Source organism: Stenotrophomonas maltophilia group sp. SKK55, assembly GCF_057179845.1.
In genome coordinates this window covers 863,584-882,375 of the sequence record NZ_JBXUHP010000018.1, presented here as the reverse complement: position 1 = coordinate 882,375, position 18,792 = coordinate 863,584, and the positions used below count along the sequence as shown (strand labels likewise).

Sequence of the window (18,792 nt, the reverse complement as noted above, 5' to 3'; positions counted from 1 at the left end):
CTGCACCCGGCCCGGTGTCAGCGGTTTGTCAGCGCCCGTCCAGTTCGTTGTCGAAATCGTGCCAGCGGCGGCCGTCGTAGGCCTCAAGGGGATGGAAGCGGCGCTTGTAGTCCATCTTCTGGTGCCCGCGGATCCAGTAGCCCAGGTACACGTGCGGCAGCCCCTCGCGGCGCGCCCACTCGATCTGTTGGAGGATTGCGAAGGTACCCAGCCCGCGCGCGGCGTGGTCCGGGTCGAAGAACGTATAGACCGCCGACAGGCCATGCTCGGTGACGTCGGTCACCGCCACCCCCAGCAGCTGGCTGGGCTGGCCGTCGTGGCCGGGCAGGCGCATCTCCATGAAGCGGGTGTGCGACCAGCTGCCGATCAGGAACTGCTCGAATTCGTGCGGGCCATGGTCGTCCATGCCGCCATTGGCGTGGCGGTGGGTGAGGTAGCGGTGATACAGCGCGAACAGGTCGTCACGGGCGGTGGCGGCGGTGATCCGCACCTCCAGGTCGTCATTGCGGGCGGCACAGCGGCGCTGGCTGCGGTCCGGGGCGAAGCGCGCCACCGGGATCCGCACCGCCACACAGGCCTGGCAGTGCGCGCAGTGCGGCCGGTAGACCAGGTCGCCGCTGCGGCGGAAGCCCCAGCTCAGTGCCAGCGGGTACAGGCCACCCAGCCGGCGATCGTGCGGATCCAGCACCAGATCGCGCGCCACCCGGTCCGACCAGTACCCGCAGGGGTGCTCGCCGGTCTGGAAAAGTCGCAGTTCGTCGTCTCTGTCGCCATGTATCGCCATGGGCACAGCATAGCCCCAGCCTGTCGCAGAGGCGGCGACTGTCCAGCGGATGAATGGAATCGGCAGTGACGTCAACCGACGTCGCGCCCGGGCGTTGTTGTCCCCCGAGGGTGAAGTGATCACCCCGACGCTGTTCCCATCCCCAGGAGTGACCTCATGATCCGTACCCCCCTGCTGCTGGCCCTGCTGCTGGGCACCTCCGCTTCCGGAATCGCGCTGGCCGCCGACACCCCGGCCATGCCGGCGCAGCGCCCGGCCAAGCTGGACACCAATGGCGACGGCGTGATCGACCGCAGCGAGGCGGCTGCCAATCCGCGCCTGGCCGCGAAGTTCGACGAGCTGGACAAGAACAAGGACGGCAAGCTCTCGCGCGATGAGCTGCCGCGCTGGCAGCATGGCCGCCGTGGCCACGGCGGTGAGCGCTGGGCCAGGCTGGACGTCAACAAGGACGGCCGCATCAGCCGCGACGAGGCCAAGGCCGATCCGCGCCTGGCTGCGCGCTTCGACCGGCTCGACCTCAACAAGGACGGTTACCTGGACAAGGCCGACCGCGAGCTGCGCATGAAGCAGCATCGTGATGCCTGGTTCGCTGCCGCCGACACCAACAAGGACGGCCAGCTGAGCAAGGCCGAGTTCGACGCAGCCAAGGGCCCGATGCACGGCGGCCCGCGCCAGGGCGGTCCACGCGATGGCGGCGCACCGAAGCCGCAGCGCTGAGCGTCAATGCGGTGATCGGAGACAACGCCGGCGCAGTGCCGGCGTTGTCGGTTACAAGTGGCCGTTGCGCATCAGCACATACACCACCAGGGCGATCACCAGCAGGTTCGCCCCGATGATGCCGGTGCGACCGTACATGGATTCGAATTTCCAGTTGGTTCCGCGGCGCCCACGCCGCGCCGAATCGCGCGCGATCATCGGCGCCATCACCCGTTGCAGCGGCACCAGGCACTGGTAGTTGACCACACCCAGGCCCAATGCCAGCAGCAGCATCTGGCTCCAGATCGGAGCCTGCAACAGTGCCGCCAGCAGCATCGCCAGGCACCAGACCAGGCCTGTACCGGTGTTGAGGCGGACAAAGTGCCGAACCTGCGCGCGTTCGCGTTCGGTCTCGGTATAGGACATCAGGAAGCGTGCACCGAGGTAGCTGCCGATCGCGCCGCCGGCGACACCGGCGAGGATCGCCCCCCAGCTTGACACTGGCAGCACATGCAGTTGGCCGAGCGTGGCGGTCAGGGTGCCCATTGCGGTACCACCGGCTACGCTGGCGCCGCCCAGGCCGAGCTTGCTGCCACCGATGCCGACGCCGGTGCCGAGCAGGATCGCGGCGCTGGCGGTGCCGGGCGCGGCCACCAGCATCATCGACACCACGGCGGTGGCGAAGGCGGCGCTTGGCGCGCTGCTGCGGGCGAATTCACCGAAGCGCTGCAGCAGGCCGTCGCGCACCAGCGCGCGCGCGCGCGACAGGCGCTTGCGCACGGCGGCGTCGCTGAGCCCGAGCAGGTCGGCCACCTGCTGCGAGCGCTGGCCTTCGCGGTAGTACAGCAACAGCACTTCGCGGCTGTCGGCGGGCAGGGTGGAGATGATGTCCTCGGCGGCGATTTCTTCCTCCACCCGCTGCAGGCGATCGGCTGCGCCCGGGGACGGATCTGCGGCCATGCCCATCGCCACCTCGGCCGCCTCGCCGGTCAGTGGACGGCCACGCTGGGCGCGCAGCCAGTCGCGGGCCAGGTTGCGGGTGATCTGCCGCAGCCACGGCAGGAAGCTGGTCGCGCTGCGCAGCTGGTGCAGCTGCTGCCAGCCCTTCACAAAGGCCTCCTGGGCGATGTCCTCGCTGGCCTGGCGGTCCCGGGTGATGGCCAGCGCGATGGCGGTGACCGTGTTCTGGCAGGCCAGCACGATGCGGCCGTAGGCGTGCTGGCAACCGCTGGCGGCGGCGGGCAGTTCGCGTTCCAGGGTCTGGTCGATCGATGCGGCGAACGTCGTCATGGCGGCAGCTCTCCTGCTGGGATTGTGTCCCATGACGGAGCCGCGCGCGAAGTGTGACCGCAGATGCTGATGCATCTGCGGTCCGCGCATTCCACCTCATCCCCGCGCCGTTGGCGCGCCCCCTTGAACAACAAGGGGGGGCCAATCCTGACGGGTTACGGTGAAGTCGCGGCCCTGCTGACAGGCCGCTGCGCTCGCCGGGCATGGCCCGGCGCTACCGCCTCTTACTTGGAGGGCTGGATGCGGACCCGGACCTCGTCCTCTTCCGGGGCGGCCTGCGGTGCCGGTTGCGCCTGCTGCGGCTGGGCCTGCGGGGCGGGTGCCGGGGCACCACGATGGCGCAGGCCGATGACCAACGCCACGCCAGCAATCACCACCAGCAGGGCAATGCGGATGCGCCAGGCCCAGCTGCGGCCGCCGCTGCCCGGTTCCGCCGCGTCGCGGAAGGCGAATTCGGCGGTGGGGTGGTCGCGGCGGGTAGTGTCGAGCAGGCGCGCCTCGCGCAGGATTTCGCGCGCGCGAGGCTGGTCGTCGGCACGCACGATCCATACCGCCGGATAGGCGTTGGCGTTGCCCAGGTCGGTATAACTGAACTGGCCGCGGCGACGGGTCTTGTACGAGCGCCCGTTGGTCACCTTGACCTCGATCCCATGCCCGCGCAGGAGCTCGGCCACGCCTTCGACGGTTTCCACGCGCTGGCTGCTGAAGATCTGGCGCATGGGTTTACTCCTTGGCCGGCACGGCAGTGGCCGCGGCCTGGTCAGGAACGACGCGGATCAGGCCTTCCTGCGCGGTGCTGGCCACCAGCACGCCGTTGCGGGTGAAGAACTGGCCGCGGGCCAGGCCGCGCGAATCCTGCGCGCTGGGGCTGTCCAGCGAATACAGCAGCCAGTCGTCGGCGCGGAACGGGCGGTGGAACCAGATTGCGTGGTCGAGCGAGGCCATCTGCACGTGCGGGTGGTAGTAGCTGATGCCGTGCGGGAAGGTTGCCGTGCCCAGCAGGTGGAAGTCGGAGGCATAGGCCAGCAGCGCCTGGTGCAGCTCCGGTGCATCGCCGACCGGCTCGCTCAGGCGCAGCCACACCTGGTGGTAGGGCGGGCGCTTGGGCGGGTTCAGTTCGTCGCGCGGGTAGACGTGGCGGAACTCGAACGGGCCGCCACGCGACAGCCAGCGCTGCACCTTGATCGGGAGGCGTTCCAGCACTTCGGCCGGCAGCGGCCGGTTCGGTTCGATGTCTTCCGGCTGCGGCACTTCGGGCATCTTGTGCTGGTGCTCGGCGCCGGTCTCGGCCTGCTGGAACGAGGCCGCGCAGAAGAAGATCACCTTGCCGTGCTGGATCGCGGTGACCCGTCGCACCGAGAAGCTGCCTCCATCGCGGGTGCGGTCCACGTCGTAGACGATCGGGTGGTCGATGTTGCCGGCGCGCAGGAAGTAGGCGTGCAGCGAGTGCACGTGGCGGCCGTTGTCGACCGTGGCCTGCGCCGCAGCCAGTGCCTGGCCCAGCACCTGCCCACCGAACACGTACTTGGTGCCGATGTCGCGGCTTTGCCCGCGGAACAGGTTGTCCTCCAGCCGCTCCAGCGTGAGCAGGTCGATCAGCTCGGAGACGACGGGTTCGGGCGTGTCGTTCAAGGGGGCGGCCACAGCAGTGAAGAGGCCCCGATTATACCGGTCAGGGGTCAGATCCCTTTCGCCTGGCGAAAGGGATCTGACCCCGATGCCACGCGATGCCCCAACCGCCTACTTGCCCAGCCGGGCGACCAGGGCCTGCAGGGCGTTCTGTGCGTCCGGGGCGAACCAGGCGTCGACGAAGCGGTCGAGCTGGATCAGGTCCGGGTGCAGCGCTTCGTGCAGGTCGGCGCGGGCGATGGCGCGGGTCAGCAGCATCGGCTGCCGAGGCTGCTTCAGCAGGTTCTGCAGCCAGGCCACGGCGCGGGCCACCACCAGGTCGCCCTCAGCCAGCTCGTCGACCAGGCCGATCTGCAGCGCCTGTTCGGCCGGTACCAGCGAACCGGTGGTCAGCAGCACGCCGGCGCGGTGCACGCCAACCGCACGGCGCAGCAGGCGCTGGATGCCCTCCGGCGCGATCAGGCCCACCTGCACCTCGTTCAGGCCGATGGCATACGGCCGCGACGGATCGGCGCTGCGCGCCATTACTCGGTAGTCGCAGCACAGGGCCAGCACGCAGCCGCCGGCCGGGGCGTGGCCGGTGATCGCCGCGACCACCGGGATACGGCTCTCGGCCAGCGTGCGCACCGCGCCGAAGAAGGCGTTCCAGGTGTCCAGCAGCCTGTGCTTGTCATCGCCATGCGAGAGCAGGTGCGGCACGTCCATTCCACCGGTGAAGATGCGCTCGCTGCCCGACAGCACGATGCCGTGCGCGTCTTCGGCCATGGCCAGTTCGATGGCATGGATCAACTGCCGGCACAGATCGGTGTCCAGTGCATTGACCGGCGGCCGCGCCAGGCGCAGTTCGCGGATGGGGCCGTGGTTGATCACCTCGATGAGCGTCGTCATGCTGCGGTCTCGTTGCGAAGAAGGAACCTGGGCGATGATAACCAAACCATTCGTTGGCGTACTGTGGGTGCTGTGTGCGGCCGCAGCATCGGCTTCGGCTGCGGAATCACGCTGCGTCACGATGGAGCAGGGTTGGGCGCGGTTGCCACCGAATCCGGCAATGCCCATGACTGCCGGCTATGGCGTGATCCACAACGGCTGCAGCAGGGCGGTGGTGATCACCGGTGCGACCAGCAGTAGTTTCGGCGACGTGTCGCTGCACGAGACCACGATTGTCGATGGGGTCAGCCGCATGCGTGCGATCGAGCGCATGCCGCTGGCAGCCGGCGCGCGTGCCGAACTCAAGCCCGGTGGCCTGCACCTGATGCTGATGCAGGGCCAGGGCGCGCTGAAGGAGGGGCAGGCGGTACCGCTGCGGCTGCAGCTGGAAGGCGGCGGCGAAGCGAGTGCGGCGTTGACCGTGCGCAAGGCCGCGAAATGACGGTCGGGTAGTGCCGGTCGCTGGCCGGCAGCACAGGAAATGCCGGCCAGCGGCCGGCACTACCGCAGGGTCTTACGACCAGTCGTACGAGAACAGCACCGTGCGGCTTACCGGCTCATACAGCATCACGATCGCGTCGGGGCCGGTGGCGCACCAGTTGTAGCCGGCGACTTCGGCGACGGCGAAGAACTTGTGGCCATCGCGGCGGATGATCGCCAGTTCGGCATCATCTGGAGCATGCCGGTCGTTGGCGGCGTCGGTGAATTCCAGGGTGAAGGCGGCCGGAATATCGGCCGTTTCGATCCAGTTGCCACAGGAAATCTGTCCCCCCAGCGTATCCAGATAATCGCGCTCGCTGGCCTCACCCTTGCCGTAGCGCGAGTAGCAGGCGAGGCGGCCATGCGTGGCGTGGTAGTGGCGGGCCTTGGCGTAGCTGTCGCGCATCTGCGCAATGTGTTCCTGCGCGTCCTTGTCCTGTACTGCGTCGCCGATGAAATAGCCCTCGTTGCCGAGGAAGCGCATCTGGTTGCCGGTGGTCAGCTCGAAGGCGATCCAGTTGGTGCCGGTGAAATCGTTGTGGTGTTCTTCGGTGGTTTCGCCGATGCAGCCGTCGTACGGCTCGATCGGGCACAGCATCGTTGCCACCTGGCCGGCCAGTTCCGGGCGCAGCACACCGAGGTCGATCTTCAGCAGCGGCAGCAGGTGCTTGCCGAGCCACGTCTGGTCGGCGGGGAAGACATCGGTAGGGAAGGGGACCATGCCGGGCAGCAGGTCGCGCAGTTCAGTCTGGTGGATCATCTCAGTCCTTTGAATGGATTCGGTAGTGCCGGCCGCTGGCCGGCATGCGCGAAGCGTCTGGAGGTTGCCGGCCAGCGGCCGGCACTACCTTCAGGTGGAAGCGCTGCGGATCGCCTCAGGCAGCGGCGCGCTCCTGCCGGTCTGGGTATCCATCCAGACCACCACCACGTTGCCGTCGGAATACAGCTTCGACGCGTCCTGCTGGTCGACAATGCGGTGGCCGATGGTCACGCTGCTGTTGCCCAGGCGCTCGACGAACAATTCGACCACGATGTCGTTGGGCCACACGATCGGCAGCCGGTAATTGACGTTGGTCGCGGCCACGACCGGGGCGATGCGGTCGGTCATCGACACGCCGTCCACGCCGAGCATCCAGCGCACGCGCGCTTCTTCCAGGTAGGAAATGTACTTGGCGTTGTTGACGTGGCCCATGCTGTCCATGTCACGCCAGCGCACGCTGATCGGGATGCGGGCCAGGATCTTGTGTTCGCTGCTCATCAGGCGTCCTTCTTCTTCGACGTGCTCTTGCTGGCCTTGCCGGTGCTCTTGGCGGCCACGGCCTTCTTCGCCACCCTGGCCGGCTTCTCGGGCTTCACCTTGCGCGGGGGGCGGGCGTCGGGCTTGTTGGCCACGGCGGCCGGCTGCTCGGGGCGCGCGCTGGTGGAGGGCAGCATGCGGGCCAGGAACTGGCCGGTGTACGACTGCGGGCAGGCCGCCACGTCTTCCGGCGTGCCGGTGACCAGGATGGTGCCGCCGCGGTGGCCACCCTCCGGACCCAGATCGACGATCCAGTCGGCGGTCTTGATCACGTCCAGGTTGTGCTCGATCACCACCACCGTGTTGCCTTCGTCGCGCAGCTTGTGCAGCACGCCCAGCAGCGCTTCGATGTCGTGGAAGTGCAGGCCGGTGGTCGGCTCGTCGAGGATGTACAGGGTGCGGCCGGTATCGCGGCGCGACAGTTCCTTGGACAGCTTCACGCGCTGCGCTTCGCCACCGGACAGCGTGGTCGCGCTCTGGCCCAGCTTGATGTAGCTCAGGCCGACGTCGACCAGCGTTTCCAGCTTGCGTGCAATCGACGGCACCGGCTCGAACAGCTTCAGCGCATCCTCGACGGTCATTTCCAGCACGTCGTTGATATTGAAACCCTTGTACAGGATCTCCAGCGTCTCGCGGTTGTAGCGCTTGCCGTGGCAGACATCGCACGGCACGTACACGTCCGGCAGGAAGTGCATCTCGACCTTGATCAGGCCATCGCCCTGGCAGGCCTCGCAGCGGCCACCACGCACATTGAAGCTGAAGCGGCCCGGCGAGTAGCCGCGTGCACGCGCTTCGGGCACCTGTGCGAACAGTTCGCGCAGGGGAGTGAACAGGCCGGTGTAGGTGGCCGGGTTCGAACGCGGGGTGCGGCCGATCGGCGACTGGTCGATGTCCACCACCTTGTCGAACAGGTCCAGGCCATCGATCTCCTTGTACGGGGCGATCGGGTGCGAGGCGCCGTTGATCTCGTTGGCAGCCAGCGAGAACAGGGTGTCGTTGATCAGGGTCGACTTGCCGGAGCCGGACACTCCGGTCACGCAGGTCAGCAGGCCCGACGGAATCGCCAGGTCCACGCCCTTGAGGTTGTTGCCGCTGGCCCCACGCAGGTGCAGGGTCATCTTCGGGTTCGGCTTGTGCCGGCGCGCCGGGATCTCGATCGCGCGCTTGCCCGACAGGTACTGGCCGGTCAGCGAGCGCGGTGCCTCCAGGATGTCCTGCAGGGTGCCCTGGCCGACGATCTCGCCGCCATGCACGCCCGCGCCCGGGCCGATGTCCAGCACGTAGTCGGCCAGGCGGATCGCGTCCTCGTCATGCTCGACCACGATCACCGTGTTGCCGAGGTCGCGCAGGCGGGTGAGGGTGCCGAGCAGGCGTTCGTTGTCGCGCTGGTGCAGGCCGATCGACGGTTCGTCGAGCACGTACATCACGCCGACCAGGCCGGCGCCGATCTGGCTGGCCAGGCGGATGCGCTGCGCCTCGCCACCGGACAGGGTGTCGGCCTTGCGCTCGAGGGTCAGGTAATCCAGGCCCACGTCGACCAGGAAGCCGAGGCGTTCGCCGATTTCCTTGACGATCTTCGCGGCGATCTCGCCGCGCCAGCCCGGCAGGCTCAGCTCACTGAAGAACTTCAGCGCCTCGTCGATCGGCAGCACCACCAGCTCCGGCAGCGGGCGGTCGGCCACGAACACATTGCGTGCAGCCTTGTTCAGGCGCGCGCCATGGCATTCCGGGCAGGGTTGTTCGCTGATGTACTTGGACAGCTCTTCGCGCACCGCCGGCGATTCGGTTTCCTTGTAGCGGCGCTCGAGGTTGGGAATGATGCCCTCGAAGCGATGCTTGCGCTGGGTGCGGCCACCGGCTTCGGTGAAGTAGGTGAAGGTGATCGCTTCGTCGCCGCTGCCGTACAGCACGGCCTGCTGCACCTTGTCCGGCAGCGAGTTCCAGGCCGCGTCGACGTCGAACCGGTAGTGCTTGGCCAGCGAAGCGATCAGCTGGAAGTAGTAGGCATTGCGGCGGTCCCAGCCGCGCACCGCACCGGCGGCCAGCGACAGCTCGGGGTGCACCACCACGCGCGAGGGATCGAAGAACTCGGCCATGCCCAGGCCATCGCAGCCGGGGCAGGCGCCCATCGGTGCGTTGAACGAGAACAGGCGCGGCTCCAGTTCCGGCAGCGAGTAATCGCAGACCGGGCAGGAGTATTTGGAGGAGAACAGGGTCGGCGCGGTTTCCGTGTTGTCCAGGCTCTGCACCGACGCCATGCCGTCGCCCAGCTTCAGCGCGGTCTCGAAGCTCTCGGCCAGGCGCTGCTTGATGTCCTCGCGCGGGCGGAAGCGGTCGATCACCGCCTCGATGGTGTGCTTCTGGCGCAGCGCCAGCGGCGGCACCGCGTCGATCTCATGCAGCTCGCCGTCCACGCGCACGCGCACGAAACCCTGCGCACGCAGCTGGTCGAATACCTGCGCGTGCTCCCCCTTGCGGTCGCGGATGACCGGCGCCAGCAGCATGTAGCGCTGTTCCGGGTCCAGGGTCAGCACCTGGTCGACCATCTGGCTGACCGTCTGTGCTTCCAGCGGGTAGCCGTGGTCCGGGCAGCGCGGGGTGCCGACGCGGGCGTACAGCAGGCGCAGGTAGTCGTAGATCTCGGTGATCGTGCCGACCGTCGAACGCGGGTTGTGCGAGGTCGACTTCTGCTCGATCGAGATCGCCGGGGACAGGCCCTCGATGTGATCCAGGTCCGGCTTTTCCATCACGCTCAGGAACTGGCGCGCATAGGCCGACAACGACTCGACATAGCGGCGCTGGCCTTCTGCATAGATGGTGTCGAACGCCAGCGAGGACTTGCCCGAGCCGGACAGGCCGGTGATCACGATCAGCTTGTCGCGGGGCAGGTCGAGGTCGAGGTTCTTCAGGTTGTGCGTCCGCGCGCCGCGGATGCGGATGAAATCCATCGCCATGGGGGATCCGGTTGTGGGGGCGTTGGCTGGGTGCCGGGCCAGCAGGGAACGGCAATCGGTCAGCCTACCGAGGTGACCAGATGGGGGCAATGGGCGACAATGCCAGCCCGGTGTCTCACCTTGTGAGACAGGCCGACAGGCAGGGGTCAGATCCCTTTTCACAACGTGAAAAGGGATCTGACCCCGTTCCGGCCGGGCCCCCCAGGCCGTCCAGGGGTTGACTTGACCCGCGCCCGATGTTCTGCGTACAATCCCGCTCCTGTCCGCCCTCGATGGCGGCAGCTCAGACCACAATAACTACAGAGGAAGGCCTGGTCATGTACGCAGTACTGGTCACCGGCGGTAAGCAATACCGCGTGGCGCAGGGCGAAAAGCTCCGCATTGAAAAGCTCGAAGTCGAAGTCGGCAGCGAGATCAAGTTTGACAACATCCTGATGCTGGGTGACAGCGACGGCGTGAAGCTGGGCGATGCGCTGAAGGGCGCTGCCGTCACCGCCAAGGTCCTGTCCCAGGGTCGTGCTGACAAGGTCCGGATCATCAAGTTCCGTCGCCGCAAGCACCACATGAAGCGTCAGGGTCACCGTCAGTACTACACCGAAATCGAGATCACCGGCATCGCCGGCTAAGCATCAGGAGAAGCAGTCATGGCACATAAAAAGGGCGTAGGCTCCTCGCGCAACGGTCGCGACTCCAACCCGAAGTACCTGGGCGTCAAGATCTTCGGCGGCCAGGCCATCGAAGCCGGCAACATCATCGTGCGTCAGCGCGGCACCCAGTTCCACCCGGGTTCGGGCGTTGGCCTGGGCCGTGACCACACCCTGTTCGCCCTCGTGGACGGCAAGGTGGAGTTCTCGGTCAAGGGCGCCAAGAAGCGTCGCACCGTCAGCATCGTCTCGGCCGACGCCTGATCCAGGCATCGCCGGCACCCGTGCCCCGGCACGGGAGTGCTGCATGAAGAGCCCCGCTTCGGCGGGGCTTTTCGTTAGAGTGGACGCAAGACCGGCCAGGCCGGGCTGCCGGCCATCGGCAGGCATAACATTCAAGGCGGCGGCCGGCAGGCCACGCCCATCGCAGGCATCGAAACAATGAAACTGGTAGACGAAGCAGAAATCGAAGTGTTCGCCGGCAACGGCGGCAACGGCTGCATTGGCTTCCGTCGCGAGAAGTTCATTCCGCTCGGCGGCCCGGACGGCGGCGACGGCGGTGCGGGCGGCAGCGTGTACATCCGCGCCGACGAAAACCTGAACACTCTGGTCGACTTCCGCCATGAGCGCATCTTCAAGGCGCAGCGCGGCGAGAACGGCATGGGCCGCCAGGCCTATGGCAAGGGCGGCGAAGACCTGACCATCACCGTGCCGGTCGGCACCGTGGTGATCAACGTGGCCACCGATGAAGTCATCGGCGACCTGACCCGGCACGGCGATCGCCTGCTGGTGGCCAAGGGCGGTCGTGGCGGCCTGGGCAACATGCACTTCAAGAGCTCGACCAACCGCTCGCCGCGCCAGGCGTTGCCGGGCGAGCCGGGCGAGGAGCGCACGCTGAAGCTGGAGCTGAAGCTGCTGGCCGATGTCGGCCTGCTGGGCTTCCCCAACGCCGGCAAGAGCACCCTGATCCGCGCCGTTTCAGCGGCGACGCCGAAGGTGGCTGATTACCCGTTCACCACGCTGTACCCGAACCTGGGCGTGGTGAAGGTGGAGAACCACCGCAGCTTCGTGATCGCCGACATTCCGGGCCTGATCGAAGGCGCGGCCGATGGCGCCGGCCTGGGCGCGCAGTTCCTGCGCCATCTGCAGCGCACCCGCCTGCTGCTGCACCTGGTGGACATCTCGCCGATGGAAGGGGGCGTGGACGGCATCTCGCCGGTGGAGCAGGTGCGTGCGATCGAGCGCGAGCTGGAGAAGCACGACCCGGAACTGCTGAAAAAGCCGCGCTGGCTGGTGCTGAACAAGGCTGACCTGATGTTCGAAGACGAGGCGCAGGCTGCGGCCGAGCAGATCGTTGCCGAGCTGGGCTGGAAGGAGCCGTGGTTCCTGGTCTCCGCACTGGGTCGCGAAGGCACCTTCCCGATCATGAGCCGGATCATGGCCTTCTTCGATCGCCAGAAGGAAGAAGAGCAGGAAGCCCGCGACGCGCAATGATGGCGTTGTGGTTCCGTGCAAAAAAACCCGGCTTTGGCCGGGTTTTTTTGGGCTGCCGCTCTTCTGTAGGGCCGAGCCCATGCTCGGCTGCTGTTCGCGCGGCCAGCCGAGCATGGGCTCGGCTCTACAGGGTGGAAACCGCAGGCAACAAAAAACCCGGCCGGGGCCGGGCTTTTGTCTGCAGCCCAACCCCGAAGGGCAGGGCGGCAACGCCGGATCAGGCGGCCTTGAGGGCCTTGATGCGGTCGTTCAGGCGGCTCTTGTGGCGAGCAGCCTTGTTCTTGTGGATCAGGCCACGCGCGCTGAAGCGATCCAGGATCGGCTGGGCAACGGCGAAGGCGGCTTCGGCGCCGGCGGCATCGTTGGCGTCCAGCGCCTTGATCACTTTCTTGACAGCGGTGCGCAGCATCGAGCGCTGAGCCACGTTGCGCGCGTTGCGCACGACGGTCTGCTTGGCGCGCTTCTTGGCGGACTTGATATTGGCCACGGTGGTGGTTTCCTGAAAAAATCGGTGTTATGGGAACAGCAAGCTAGCTAGTATGATGGCGTAAGAAATGCACGTCAAGTCGATTGTCAAGAGGGACGCTGAGTGAGTTCACCCAAGTTGTTGCGGGGCCTGCTGTCGTTCAGCAGCATGACCATGGTCTCGCGCGTTCTCGGACTTGTCCGGGACTTCGTGGTGACCACCACGTTCGGCACCAACGCCATCACTGATGCTTTCTGGGTCGCCTTCAGAGTACCCAATTTCCTGCGCCGGTTGTTCGCCGAAGGGTCTTTTGCCACCGCTTTCGTGCCGGTGTTCACGGAAGTGAAGGAAACCCGCAGCCACGCCGAGCTGCGCGAACTGATGGCCCGTACCGCCGGCACCCTGGGCGGGGTGCTGATGCTGGTCACCGCACTGGCGCTGATCTTCGCGCCGCAGCTGGCCTCGGTCTTCTCCAGTGGCGTTGATACCGACCCGGTCAAGCAGGGCCTGCTGGTCGACCTGTTCCGCCTGACCTTCCCGTTCCTGCTGTTCGTCTCGCTGACCGCACTGGCCGGTGGTGCGCTGAACAGCTTCCAGCGCTTTGCCATGCCGGCGCTGACCCCGGTCATTCTCAACCTGTGCATGATCGCCGGCGCGCTGTGGCTGGCACCGCGGCTGGGCGGTACGCCGGAAAAGCAGATCCTGGCGCTGGGCTGGGCGGTGCTGGCCGCCGGCATCCTGCAGTTGCTGTTCCAGCTGCCCTCGCTGAAGGGCATCAACCTGCTGACCCTGCCGCGCTGGGGCTGGCGCCACCCGGGCGTGCGCAAGGTCATGACGCTGATGGTGCCGACCCTGTTTGGTTCCTCGGTGGCGCAGATCAACCTGCTGCTGGATACGGTGATCGCGGCCAAGCTGACCGACGGCTCGCAGTCCTGGCTGTCGCTGGCTGACCGCTTCCTGGAGCTGCCGCTGGGCGTGTTCGGCGTGGCCCTGGGGACGGTGATCCTGCCGGCGCTGGCCCGCCACCATGTCAGCACCGACCGCGAGGGCTTCTCGCGTTCGCTGGACTGGGGCCTGCGCATGACCCTGCTGATCTCGGTGCCGGCCATGCTGGGCCTGCTGCTGCTGGCCGAGCCGCTGATCGCGACCATCTTCCAGCACGGCCAGTTCAGCGCCTTCGACACCCGCATGACCGCGCTGTCGGTGTACGGCCTGAGCTTCGGCCTGCCGGCATTCGCCCTGCTGAAGGTGGTGCTGCCGGCCTTCTACGCCCGCCAGGACACCAAGACCCCGGTGCGCGCCGGGGTGGCGGCGCTGGTGGCCAACATGGTGTTCAACTTCGCCCTGCTGGCCGTGCTGTACCAGGTGATGGTCCCCGACGCGCTGAAGGCGCAGGGCGTGATGGCGGCGATCGGCAAGCAGCCGGGCCTGCACCTGGCACTGGGCATCGCCAGCGCGCTGTCCAGTTACCTGAACCTGGGCCTGCTCTGGTACTGGCTGGGCAAGACCGATGTCTACCAGCGCCGGCCAGGCTGGGGCGGCTATCTGCTGCGCCTGGTGCTGGCCTGCGCGGCCATGGTTGGCGTGCTGTTGGCCCTGCTGCACTGGCTGCCGGGTTTCTCCGCGATGCGTGTGTGGGAGCGGATCGGTGCCCTGGCGTTGCTGGTCGGCGGCGGCGGCGCGACCTATGCGGTGGCCATGCTGGCGATGGGCTTCCGCCCGCGCGACCTGCGCGGGCATTGATCGCGGCCCGTGGCGGCTATACTTCAGGGTTACACCATTGAAGCGGCGGCCCCGGTCGGGCCGGAACGAGAGTTGATGAGCAGGCTGTTCAGAAGCGTCGAGGGCGGGGAGCTGTTCCCCAACGGAAGCGTGGTCTGTATCGGTGCATTCGACGGCCTCCACCTGGGCCATCGTGCGCTGGTCCGCCACGCGGTCGCCCGCGCGCGCGCCTTGGGCGTGGCCGCAGTGGCCGTGGCATTCGAACCGCTGCCGCGTGAGTTCTTCGCGCAGGGCACGCCGCCGCCGCGGCTGACCCTGGCGCGCAGCAAGGTCGAGATCCTGCGCGAGCTCGGCGTCGATGCGATCGGCCTGCTGCGCTTCGATGCCGCGATGGCGGCGATGCCGGCCGAGACCTTTGTGCGCCAGTTGCTGGTGCACCGGCTGGGCGCCCGCGAAGTCTGGATCGGGCCGGAGTTCTGCTTCGGCAACCGCCGCCGCGGTGATCTGGCACTGCTGCAGGAGATGGGCGCCGAACTGGGCTTCAGCGCCGGCGAGATTGAAGCGGTGGACCTGCATGGCGAGCGCATTTCCAGCACCCGCATCCGCCAGCTGCTGCAGGGGGGCGATTTCGCCCGCGCCAACGACCTGCTCGGCCGCCCCTACGCGATCAGCGGGCGGGTGGTGCGCGGGCGCCAGCTTGGCCGTACGCTGGGCTTCCCCACCGCCAACCTGCGCTTCCCGAAGACCCCGGCACTGTCGGGCATCTACGCGACCTGGGTGCACGGCGTGTTCGACCAGCCGTGGCCGTCGGTGTCCAGCTTCGGCACCCGGCCGACAGTGGACGGCGTGGAGCCGCTGCTGGAGGCCCACCTGTTCGATTTCCAGGGCGACCTGTACGGGCGCCACATCGACGTGGAGTTTGTCGCCAAGCTGCGCGACGAAGAGAAATTCAATGATCTGGCGGCACTGACCGACCAGATGCACCGCGACGCCGAACAGGCGCGCGCCCTCCTTTCCGAACATAGATTGCGAGCCACTGCGTGAGCCAGGACTACAAGACCACCCTGAACCTGCCAGCCACCGAATTCCCGATGCGCGGCGACCTGCCCAAGCGCGAGCCGGGCATTCTGGCGCGGTGGGAAGCGCAGGGGCTCTACCAGCAGCTGCGTGACAACGCCGCCGGCCGCCCGCTGTTCGTGCTGCATGACGGCCCGCCGTACGCCAACGGCCGCATCCACCTGGGTCACGCGGTCAACAAGATCCTGAAGGACATCATCGTCAAGTCGCGCTACCTGGCCGGCTTCGATGCGCCCTATGTGCCGGGCTGGGACTGCCATGGCCTGCCGATCGAGATCGCGGTCGAAAAGAAGTGGGGCAAGGTCGGCACCAAGCTCGACGCCGTCGAATTCCGCCAGAAGTGCCGCGAGTTCGCCGAAGAGCAGATCAACATCCAGCGCGTGGACTTCAAGCGCCTGGGCGTGACCGGCGACTGGGACAACCCGTACAAGACCCTGAGCTTCGACTTCGAAGCCAACGAGATCCGTGCGCTGTCCAAGGTCGTGGCCAACGGCCACCTGGTGCGTGGCGCCAAGCCGGTGTACTGGTGCTTCGACTGTGGCTCGGCGCTGGCCGAGGCCGAGATCGAGTACCAGGAAAAGGAATCGCCGGCGATCGACGTGGCCTACGCCGCGCGTGACGCGCAGGCCATCGGCCAGGCGTTCGGCGTGGGCGTGCCGGCCGACGTCGAAGTGGCCGTACCGATCTGGACCACCACGCCGTGGACGCTGCCGGCCTCGCTGGCGGTGTCGCTGGGTGCGGAAATCAACTACGTGCTGGCCGAAGGCCCGGCCCACAACGGCAAGCGCCGTTGGCTGGTGCTGGCCGCCGCGCTGGCCGAGCGCGCGCTGCAGCGCTACGACGTCGAGAGCGTGGTGCTGCACGGTGAAACCACCGGCGCGGCACTGGAGAACCAGCTGCTGGCGCATCCGTTCTATCCGCAGCGCGACATCCCGCTGCTCATCGGCGACCACGTCTCCGACGAGGACGGTACCGGTGCGGTGCACACCGCCCCCGGTCACGGCCAGGAAGACTTCGTGGTCAGCCAGAAGTACGGCCTGCTGGACAAGTACAACGCCGGGCAGGTGACCCCGATCGACGGCCGTGGCGTGTACCTGGAATCGACCCCGCCGGCCGGTGAGGTGGTGCTGGCCGGCCAGCACCTGTGGAAGGCGCAGGAGGCCATCGTCGGCGTGCTGCGCGACAACGGTGCGCTGCTTGCCTTCCACCCGATCCGCCACAGCTACCCGCACTGCTGGCGCCACAAGACGCCAGTGGTGTTCCGCGCCACCCCGCAGTGGTTCATCTCGATGGACAAGGCCAACCTGCGCAGCGATGCGCTGGCTGCGATCGACACTGTCGGCTGGTTCCCGACCTGGGGCAAGGCGCGCATCCAGAGCATGGTCGACGGTCGCCCGGACTGGACCATCTCGCGCCAGCGCACCTGGGGCGTGCCGATCGCACTGTTCACCCATCGCCAGACCGGCGAGATCCATCCGCGTTCGGTGGAGCTGATGCAGCAGGTCGCCGACCGCGTCGAAGCCGAGGGCATCGACGTGTGGTACTCGCTGGACGCCGCCGAGCTGCTCGGCGCCGAAGCGGCCGACTACGAGAAGGTCACCGACATCCTCGACGTCTGGTTCGATTCGGGCGTGACCCATGAAGGCGTGCTCGCCGCGCGTGGCTTCGGCAAGCCGGCCGACCTGTACCTGGAAGGCTCCGACCAGCACCGCGGCTGGTTCCAGTCCTCGCTGCTGACCGGCGTGGCGATCGACAAGCGCGCGCCGTACAAGCAGTGCCTCACCCATGGTTTCACCGTGGACGAGCACGGCCGCAAGATGTCCAAGTCGCTGGGCAACGGCATCGAGCCGCAGGACATCATGAACAAGCTGGGCGCGGACATCCTGCGCCTGTGGATCGCCTCGGCCGACTACAGCAACGAGATGTCGCTGTCGCAGGAGATCCTCAAGCGCAACGCCGACGCCTACCGTCGCCTGCGCAACACTGCACGCTTCCTGCTCGGCAACCTGGACGGTTTCGATCCGGCGCAGCACCTGCAACCGCTTGAACAGATGGTCGCGCTGGACCGCTGGATCGTGCACCGCGCGTGGGAGCTGCAGGAAAAGATCAAGGCGGCCTACGACGGCTACAACATGGCCGAGATCGTGCAGCTGCTGCTGAATTTCTGCAGCGTGGACCTGGGCTCGCTGTACCTGGACGTGACCAAGGACCGCCTGTACACCATGCCGACCGATTCGCACGGTCGCCGTTCGGCACAGAGCGCGATGTACCACATCGCGGAAGCATTCACCCGCTGGATGGCGCCGATCCTGACCTTCACCGCCGACGAGCTGTGGGGCTACCTGCCGGGCGAACGTGCCGGCCATGTGCTGTTCACCACCTGGTACGACGGCCTGGCGCCGCTGCCGGCGGATGCCCAGCTCAATGCCGCTGACTTCGACCAGCTGCTGGCCGTGCGCGAGCAGGTGGCCAAGGTACTCGAGCCGATGCGCGCCAACGGTGCGATCGGTGCCGCGCTGGAAGCGGAGATCACCATCGCCGCCAGCGAAGAGCAGGCCGCGCGCTGGCAGCCGCTGGCCGATGAACTGCGTTTCCTGTTCATCAGTGGCGACGTGCAGGTGCGCCCGGCGACCACCGACGAGGTGTTCGTCAGCGCCCAGCCGACCACCAAGGCCAAGTGCGTGCGCTGCTGGCACCACCGCGCCGACGTCGGCAGCAACGCCGACCATCCGGAACTGTGCGGCCGCTGCGTGAGCAACGTGACCGGCGCCGGCGAAGTGCGGAGCTGGTTCTGATGGCCGCGTCCCGTCCGCATCCGAACGCCCTGGTCTGGCTGCTGCTGTCGGCGGCCATCATCGGCCTGGACCAGTGGTCCAAGGCCTGGGTGCTGTCGAGCCTGCCGGAGTTCCAGCCGGTGGTGGTCATCGACGGCTTCTGGAACTGGTACCGCACCTACAACACCGGCGCGGCATTCAGTTTCCTGAGCGACGCCGGTGGTTGGCAGAAGTACTTCTTCACCGCGCTGGCGATCGCCATCAGCGGCCTGATGGCCTGGTGGCTGCGCGGCACCGCCCGCGGCAACTGGAAGGCCGCAGTGCCGTATGCACTGATCATCGGCGGCGCCATCGGCAACGTGATCGACCGCCAGGTGCACGGCCACGTGGTCGATTTCATCCAGTGGTACGTGGGCAGCTACACCTGGCCCTCGTTCAACATCGCCGACTCGGCCATCGTGGTGGGTGCCATCGGCATCGCCCTGTTTGGCCTGTTCGACGGCAAGTCCGCCAAAAAGGCGGATAATGCCAATCCGAAACCGTAAGCCGGCCGCTGCC

Annotated in this window: 18 protein-coding genes; 9 read left to right on the top strand and 9 right to left on the bottom strand. The window is 67.3% G+C overall.

Going from position 1 to position 18,792, the window contains the following annotated elements:
* Positions 1-28 precede the first annotated feature (28 nt).
* Positions 29-784 carry an arginyltransferase gene (locus tag AC2A1N_RS13120; RefSeq protein ID WP_061480378.1) on the bottom strand — a complete coding sequence of 252 codons (756 nt, stop codon included), beginning with the start codon at positions 782-784 and terminating at the stop codon, positions 29-31.
* Positions 785-940: 156 nt separating this feature from the next.
* Between AC2A1N_RS13120 and AC2A1N_RS13115 the strand changes: the two genes are divergently transcribed.
* Positions 941-1,501: an EF-hand domain-containing protein gene (locus AC2A1N_RS13115; RefSeq protein ID WP_061480377.1), complete on the top strand. Its 561-nt coding sequence runs from the start codon at positions 941-943 to the stop codon at positions 1,499-1,501.
* 51 nt (positions 1,502-1,552) lie between these two features.
* Here the strand turns inward: AC2A1N_RS13115 and AC2A1N_RS13110 are convergent, their stop codons facing one another.
* The 4 genes from AC2A1N_RS13110 to AC2A1N_RS13095 form a co-directional block, all read right to left on the bottom strand.
* Positions 1,553-2,770, bottom strand: coding sequence for an RNA polymerase sigma factor (locus tag AC2A1N_RS13110; protein WP_478486544.1), 1,218 nt, complete (start codon positions 2,768-2,770; stop codon positions 1,553-1,555).
* A 224-nt stretch (positions 2,771-2,994) separates the two neighbouring features.
* Positions 2,995-3,489: a hypothetical protein gene (locus AC2A1N_RS13105; protein ID WP_061480375.1), complete on the bottom strand. Its 495-nt coding sequence runs from the start codon at positions 3,487-3,489 to the stop codon at positions 2,995-2,997.
* 4 nt (positions 3,490-3,493) lie between these two features.
* Complete coding sequence (gene tesB / locus AC2A1N_RS13100; protein ID WP_429000375.1) at positions 3,494-4,414, bottom strand: acyl-CoA thioesterase II; 921 nt, start codon at positions 4,412-4,414, stop codon at positions 3,494-3,496.
* Positions 4,415-4,510: 96 nt separating this feature from the next.
* On the bottom strand, positions 4,511-5,287 hold the full coding sequence (locus AC2A1N_RS13095) for an enoyl-CoA hydratase/isomerase family protein (protein WP_134968499.1): 777 nt from the start codon (positions 5,285-5,287) through the stop codon (positions 4,511-4,513).
* Between the two features lie 34 nt (positions 5,288-5,321).
* Here AC2A1N_RS13095 and AC2A1N_RS13090 point away from each other — a divergent pair, with 34 nt between their 5' ends.
* Positions 5,322-5,768 (top strand): copper chaperone PCu(A)C, encoded by a 447-nt coding sequence (locus AC2A1N_RS13090; RefSeq protein WP_154350394.1) that lies wholly within the window; start codon positions 5,322-5,324, stop codon positions 5,766-5,768.
* 72 nt (positions 5,769-5,840) lie between these two features.
* Here AC2A1N_RS13090 and AC2A1N_RS13085 read toward each other — a convergent pair whose 3' ends face one another.
* The 3 genes from AC2A1N_RS13085 to uvrA form a co-directional block, all read right to left on the bottom strand.
* On the bottom strand, positions 5,841-6,566 hold the full coding sequence (locus AC2A1N_RS13085) for a hypothetical protein (RefSeq protein WP_061480768.1): 726 nt from the start codon (positions 6,564-6,566) through the stop codon (positions 5,841-5,843).
* A gap of 90 nt (positions 6,567-6,656) precedes the next feature.
* The gene (locus tag AC2A1N_RS13080) at positions 6,657-7,064 is read right to left on the bottom strand and encodes an acyl-CoA thioesterase (RefSeq protein WP_061480767.1); all 408 of its coding nucleotides are present in this window, start codon (positions 7,062-7,064) and stop codon (positions 6,657-6,659) included.
* Positions 7,064-10,057, bottom strand: a complete 2,994-nt coding sequence (uvrA, locus tag AC2A1N_RS13075) for an excinuclease ABC subunit UvrA (RefSeq protein ID WP_484372470.1) — start codon at positions 10,055-10,057, stop codon at positions 7,064-7,066. Before uvrA ends, AC2A1N_RS13080 begins: the two co-directional genes overlap by 1 nt.
* Positions 10,058-10,374: 317 nt before the next feature.
* Between uvrA and rplU the strand changes: the two genes are divergently transcribed.
* The 3 genes from rplU to cgtA all read left to right on the top strand — a co-directional run bounded on the left by rplU (position 10,375) and on the right by cgtA (position 12,195).
* Positions 10,375-10,683, top strand: coding sequence for a 50S ribosomal protein L21 (gene rplU / locus AC2A1N_RS13070; RefSeq protein WP_005408557.1), 309 nt, complete (start codon positions 10,375-10,377; stop codon positions 10,681-10,683).
* Between the two features lie 18 nt (positions 10,684-10,701).
* Positions 10,702-10,965, top strand: a complete 264-nt coding sequence (gene rpmA, locus AC2A1N_RS13065; protein ID WP_005415704.1) for a 50S ribosomal protein L27 — start codon at positions 10,702-10,704, stop codon at positions 10,963-10,965.
* Between the two features lie 177 nt (positions 10,966-11,142).
* A complete protein-coding gene (gene cgtA / locus AC2A1N_RS13060) occupies positions 11,143-12,195 on the top strand; it encodes an Obg family GTPase CgtA (protein ID WP_484372468.1) in 1,053 nt (350 codons plus the stop codon).
* Between the two features lie 217 nt (positions 12,196-12,412).
* On the opposite strand, the gene rpsT is transcribed toward cgtA, so the two are convergent.
* On the bottom strand, positions 12,413-12,682 hold the full coding sequence (rpsT, locus tag AC2A1N_RS13055; RefSeq protein WP_005408560.1) for a 30S ribosomal protein S20: 270 nt from the start codon (positions 12,680-12,682) through the stop codon (positions 12,413-12,415).
* 117 nt (positions 12,683-12,799) lie between these two features.
* On the opposite strand from rpsT, the gene murJ reads away from it, so the two are divergent.
* The 4 genes from murJ to lspA all read left to right on the top strand — a co-directional run bounded on the left by murJ (position 12,800) and on the right by lspA (position 18,779).
* Entirely contained in the window at positions 12,800-14,404 is a 1,605-nt protein-coding gene (murJ, locus tag AC2A1N_RS13050; RefSeq protein WP_095377769.1) for a murein biosynthesis integral membrane protein MurJ, read from the top strand.
* Positions 14,405-14,479: 75 nt separating this feature from the next.
* A complete protein-coding gene (locus AC2A1N_RS13045) occupies positions 14,480-15,427 on the top strand; it encodes a bifunctional riboflavin kinase/FAD synthetase (RefSeq protein WP_069139084.1) in 948 nt (315 codons plus the stop codon).
* Positions 15,424-18,255: an isoleucine--tRNA ligase gene (gene ileS / locus AC2A1N_RS13040; RefSeq protein WP_484372466.1), complete on the top strand. Its 2,832-nt coding sequence runs from the start codon at positions 15,424-15,426 to the stop codon at positions 18,253-18,255. Before AC2A1N_RS13045 ends, ileS begins: the two co-directional genes overlap by 4 nt.
* Positions 18,255-18,779, top strand: coding sequence for a signal peptidase II (lspA, locus tag AC2A1N_RS13035; protein WP_005415709.1), 525 nt, complete (start codon positions 18,255-18,257; stop codon positions 18,777-18,779). The genes ileS and lspA overlap by 1 nt, the downstream gene beginning before the upstream one ends.
* Positions 18,780-18,792 lie beyond the last annotated feature (13 nt).

Bases quoted from the DNA above. Each gene is read 5' to 3' on its own strand.
- AC2A1N_RS13120 (WP_061480378.1), bottom strand. From the start codon at position 784: ATGGCGATACATGGCGACAGAGACGACGAACTGCGACTTTTCCAGACC.
- AC2A1N_RS13115 (WP_061480377.1), top strand. From the start codon at position 941: ATGATCCGTACCCCCCTGCTGCTGGCCCTGCTGCTGGGCACCTCCGCT.
- AC2A1N_RS13110 (WP_478486544.1), bottom strand. From the start codon at position 2,770: ATGACGACGTTCGCCGCATCGATCGACCAGACCCTGGAACGCGAACTG.
- AC2A1N_RS13105 (WP_061480375.1), bottom strand. From the start codon at position 3,489: ATGCGCCAGATCTTCAGCAGCCAGCGCGTGGAAACCGTCGAAGGCGTG.
- AC2A1N_RS13095 (WP_134968499.1), bottom strand. From the start codon at position 5,287: ATGACGACGCTCATCGAGGTGATCAACCACGGCCCCATCCGCGAACTG.
- AC2A1N_RS13090 (WP_154350394.1), top strand. From the start codon at position 5,322: ATGATAACCAAACCATTCGTTGGCGTACTGTGGGTGCTGTGTGCGGCC.
- AC2A1N_RS13085 (WP_061480768.1), bottom strand. From the start codon at position 6,566: ATGATCCACCAGACTGAACTGCGCGACCTGCTGCCCGGCATGGTCCCC.
- AC2A1N_RS13080 (WP_061480767.1), bottom strand. From the start codon at position 7,064: ATGAGCAGCGAACACAAGATCCTGGCCCGCATCCCGATCAGCGTGCGC.
- uvrA (WP_484372470.1), bottom strand. From the start codon at position 10,057: ATGGCGATGGATTTCATCCGCATCCGCGGCGCGCGGACGCACAACCTG.
- rplU (WP_005408557.1), top strand. From the start codon at position 10,375: ATGTACGCAGTACTGGTCACCGGCGGTAAGCAATACCGCGTGGCGCAG.
- rpmA (WP_005415704.1), top strand. From the start codon at position 10,702: ATGGCACATAAAAAGGGCGTAGGCTCCTCGCGCAACGGTCGCGACTCC.
- cgtA (WP_484372468.1), top strand. From the start codon at position 11,143: ATGAAACTGGTAGACGAAGCAGAAATCGAAGTGTTCGCCGGCAACGGC.
- AC2A1N_RS13045 (WP_069139084.1), top strand. From the start codon at position 14,480: ATGAGCAGGCTGTTCAGAAGCGTCGAGGGCGGGGAGCTGTTCCCCAAC.
- lspA (WP_005415709.1), top strand. From the start codon at position 18,255: ATGGCCGCGTCCCGTCCGCATCCGAACGCCCTGGTCTGGCTGCTGCTG.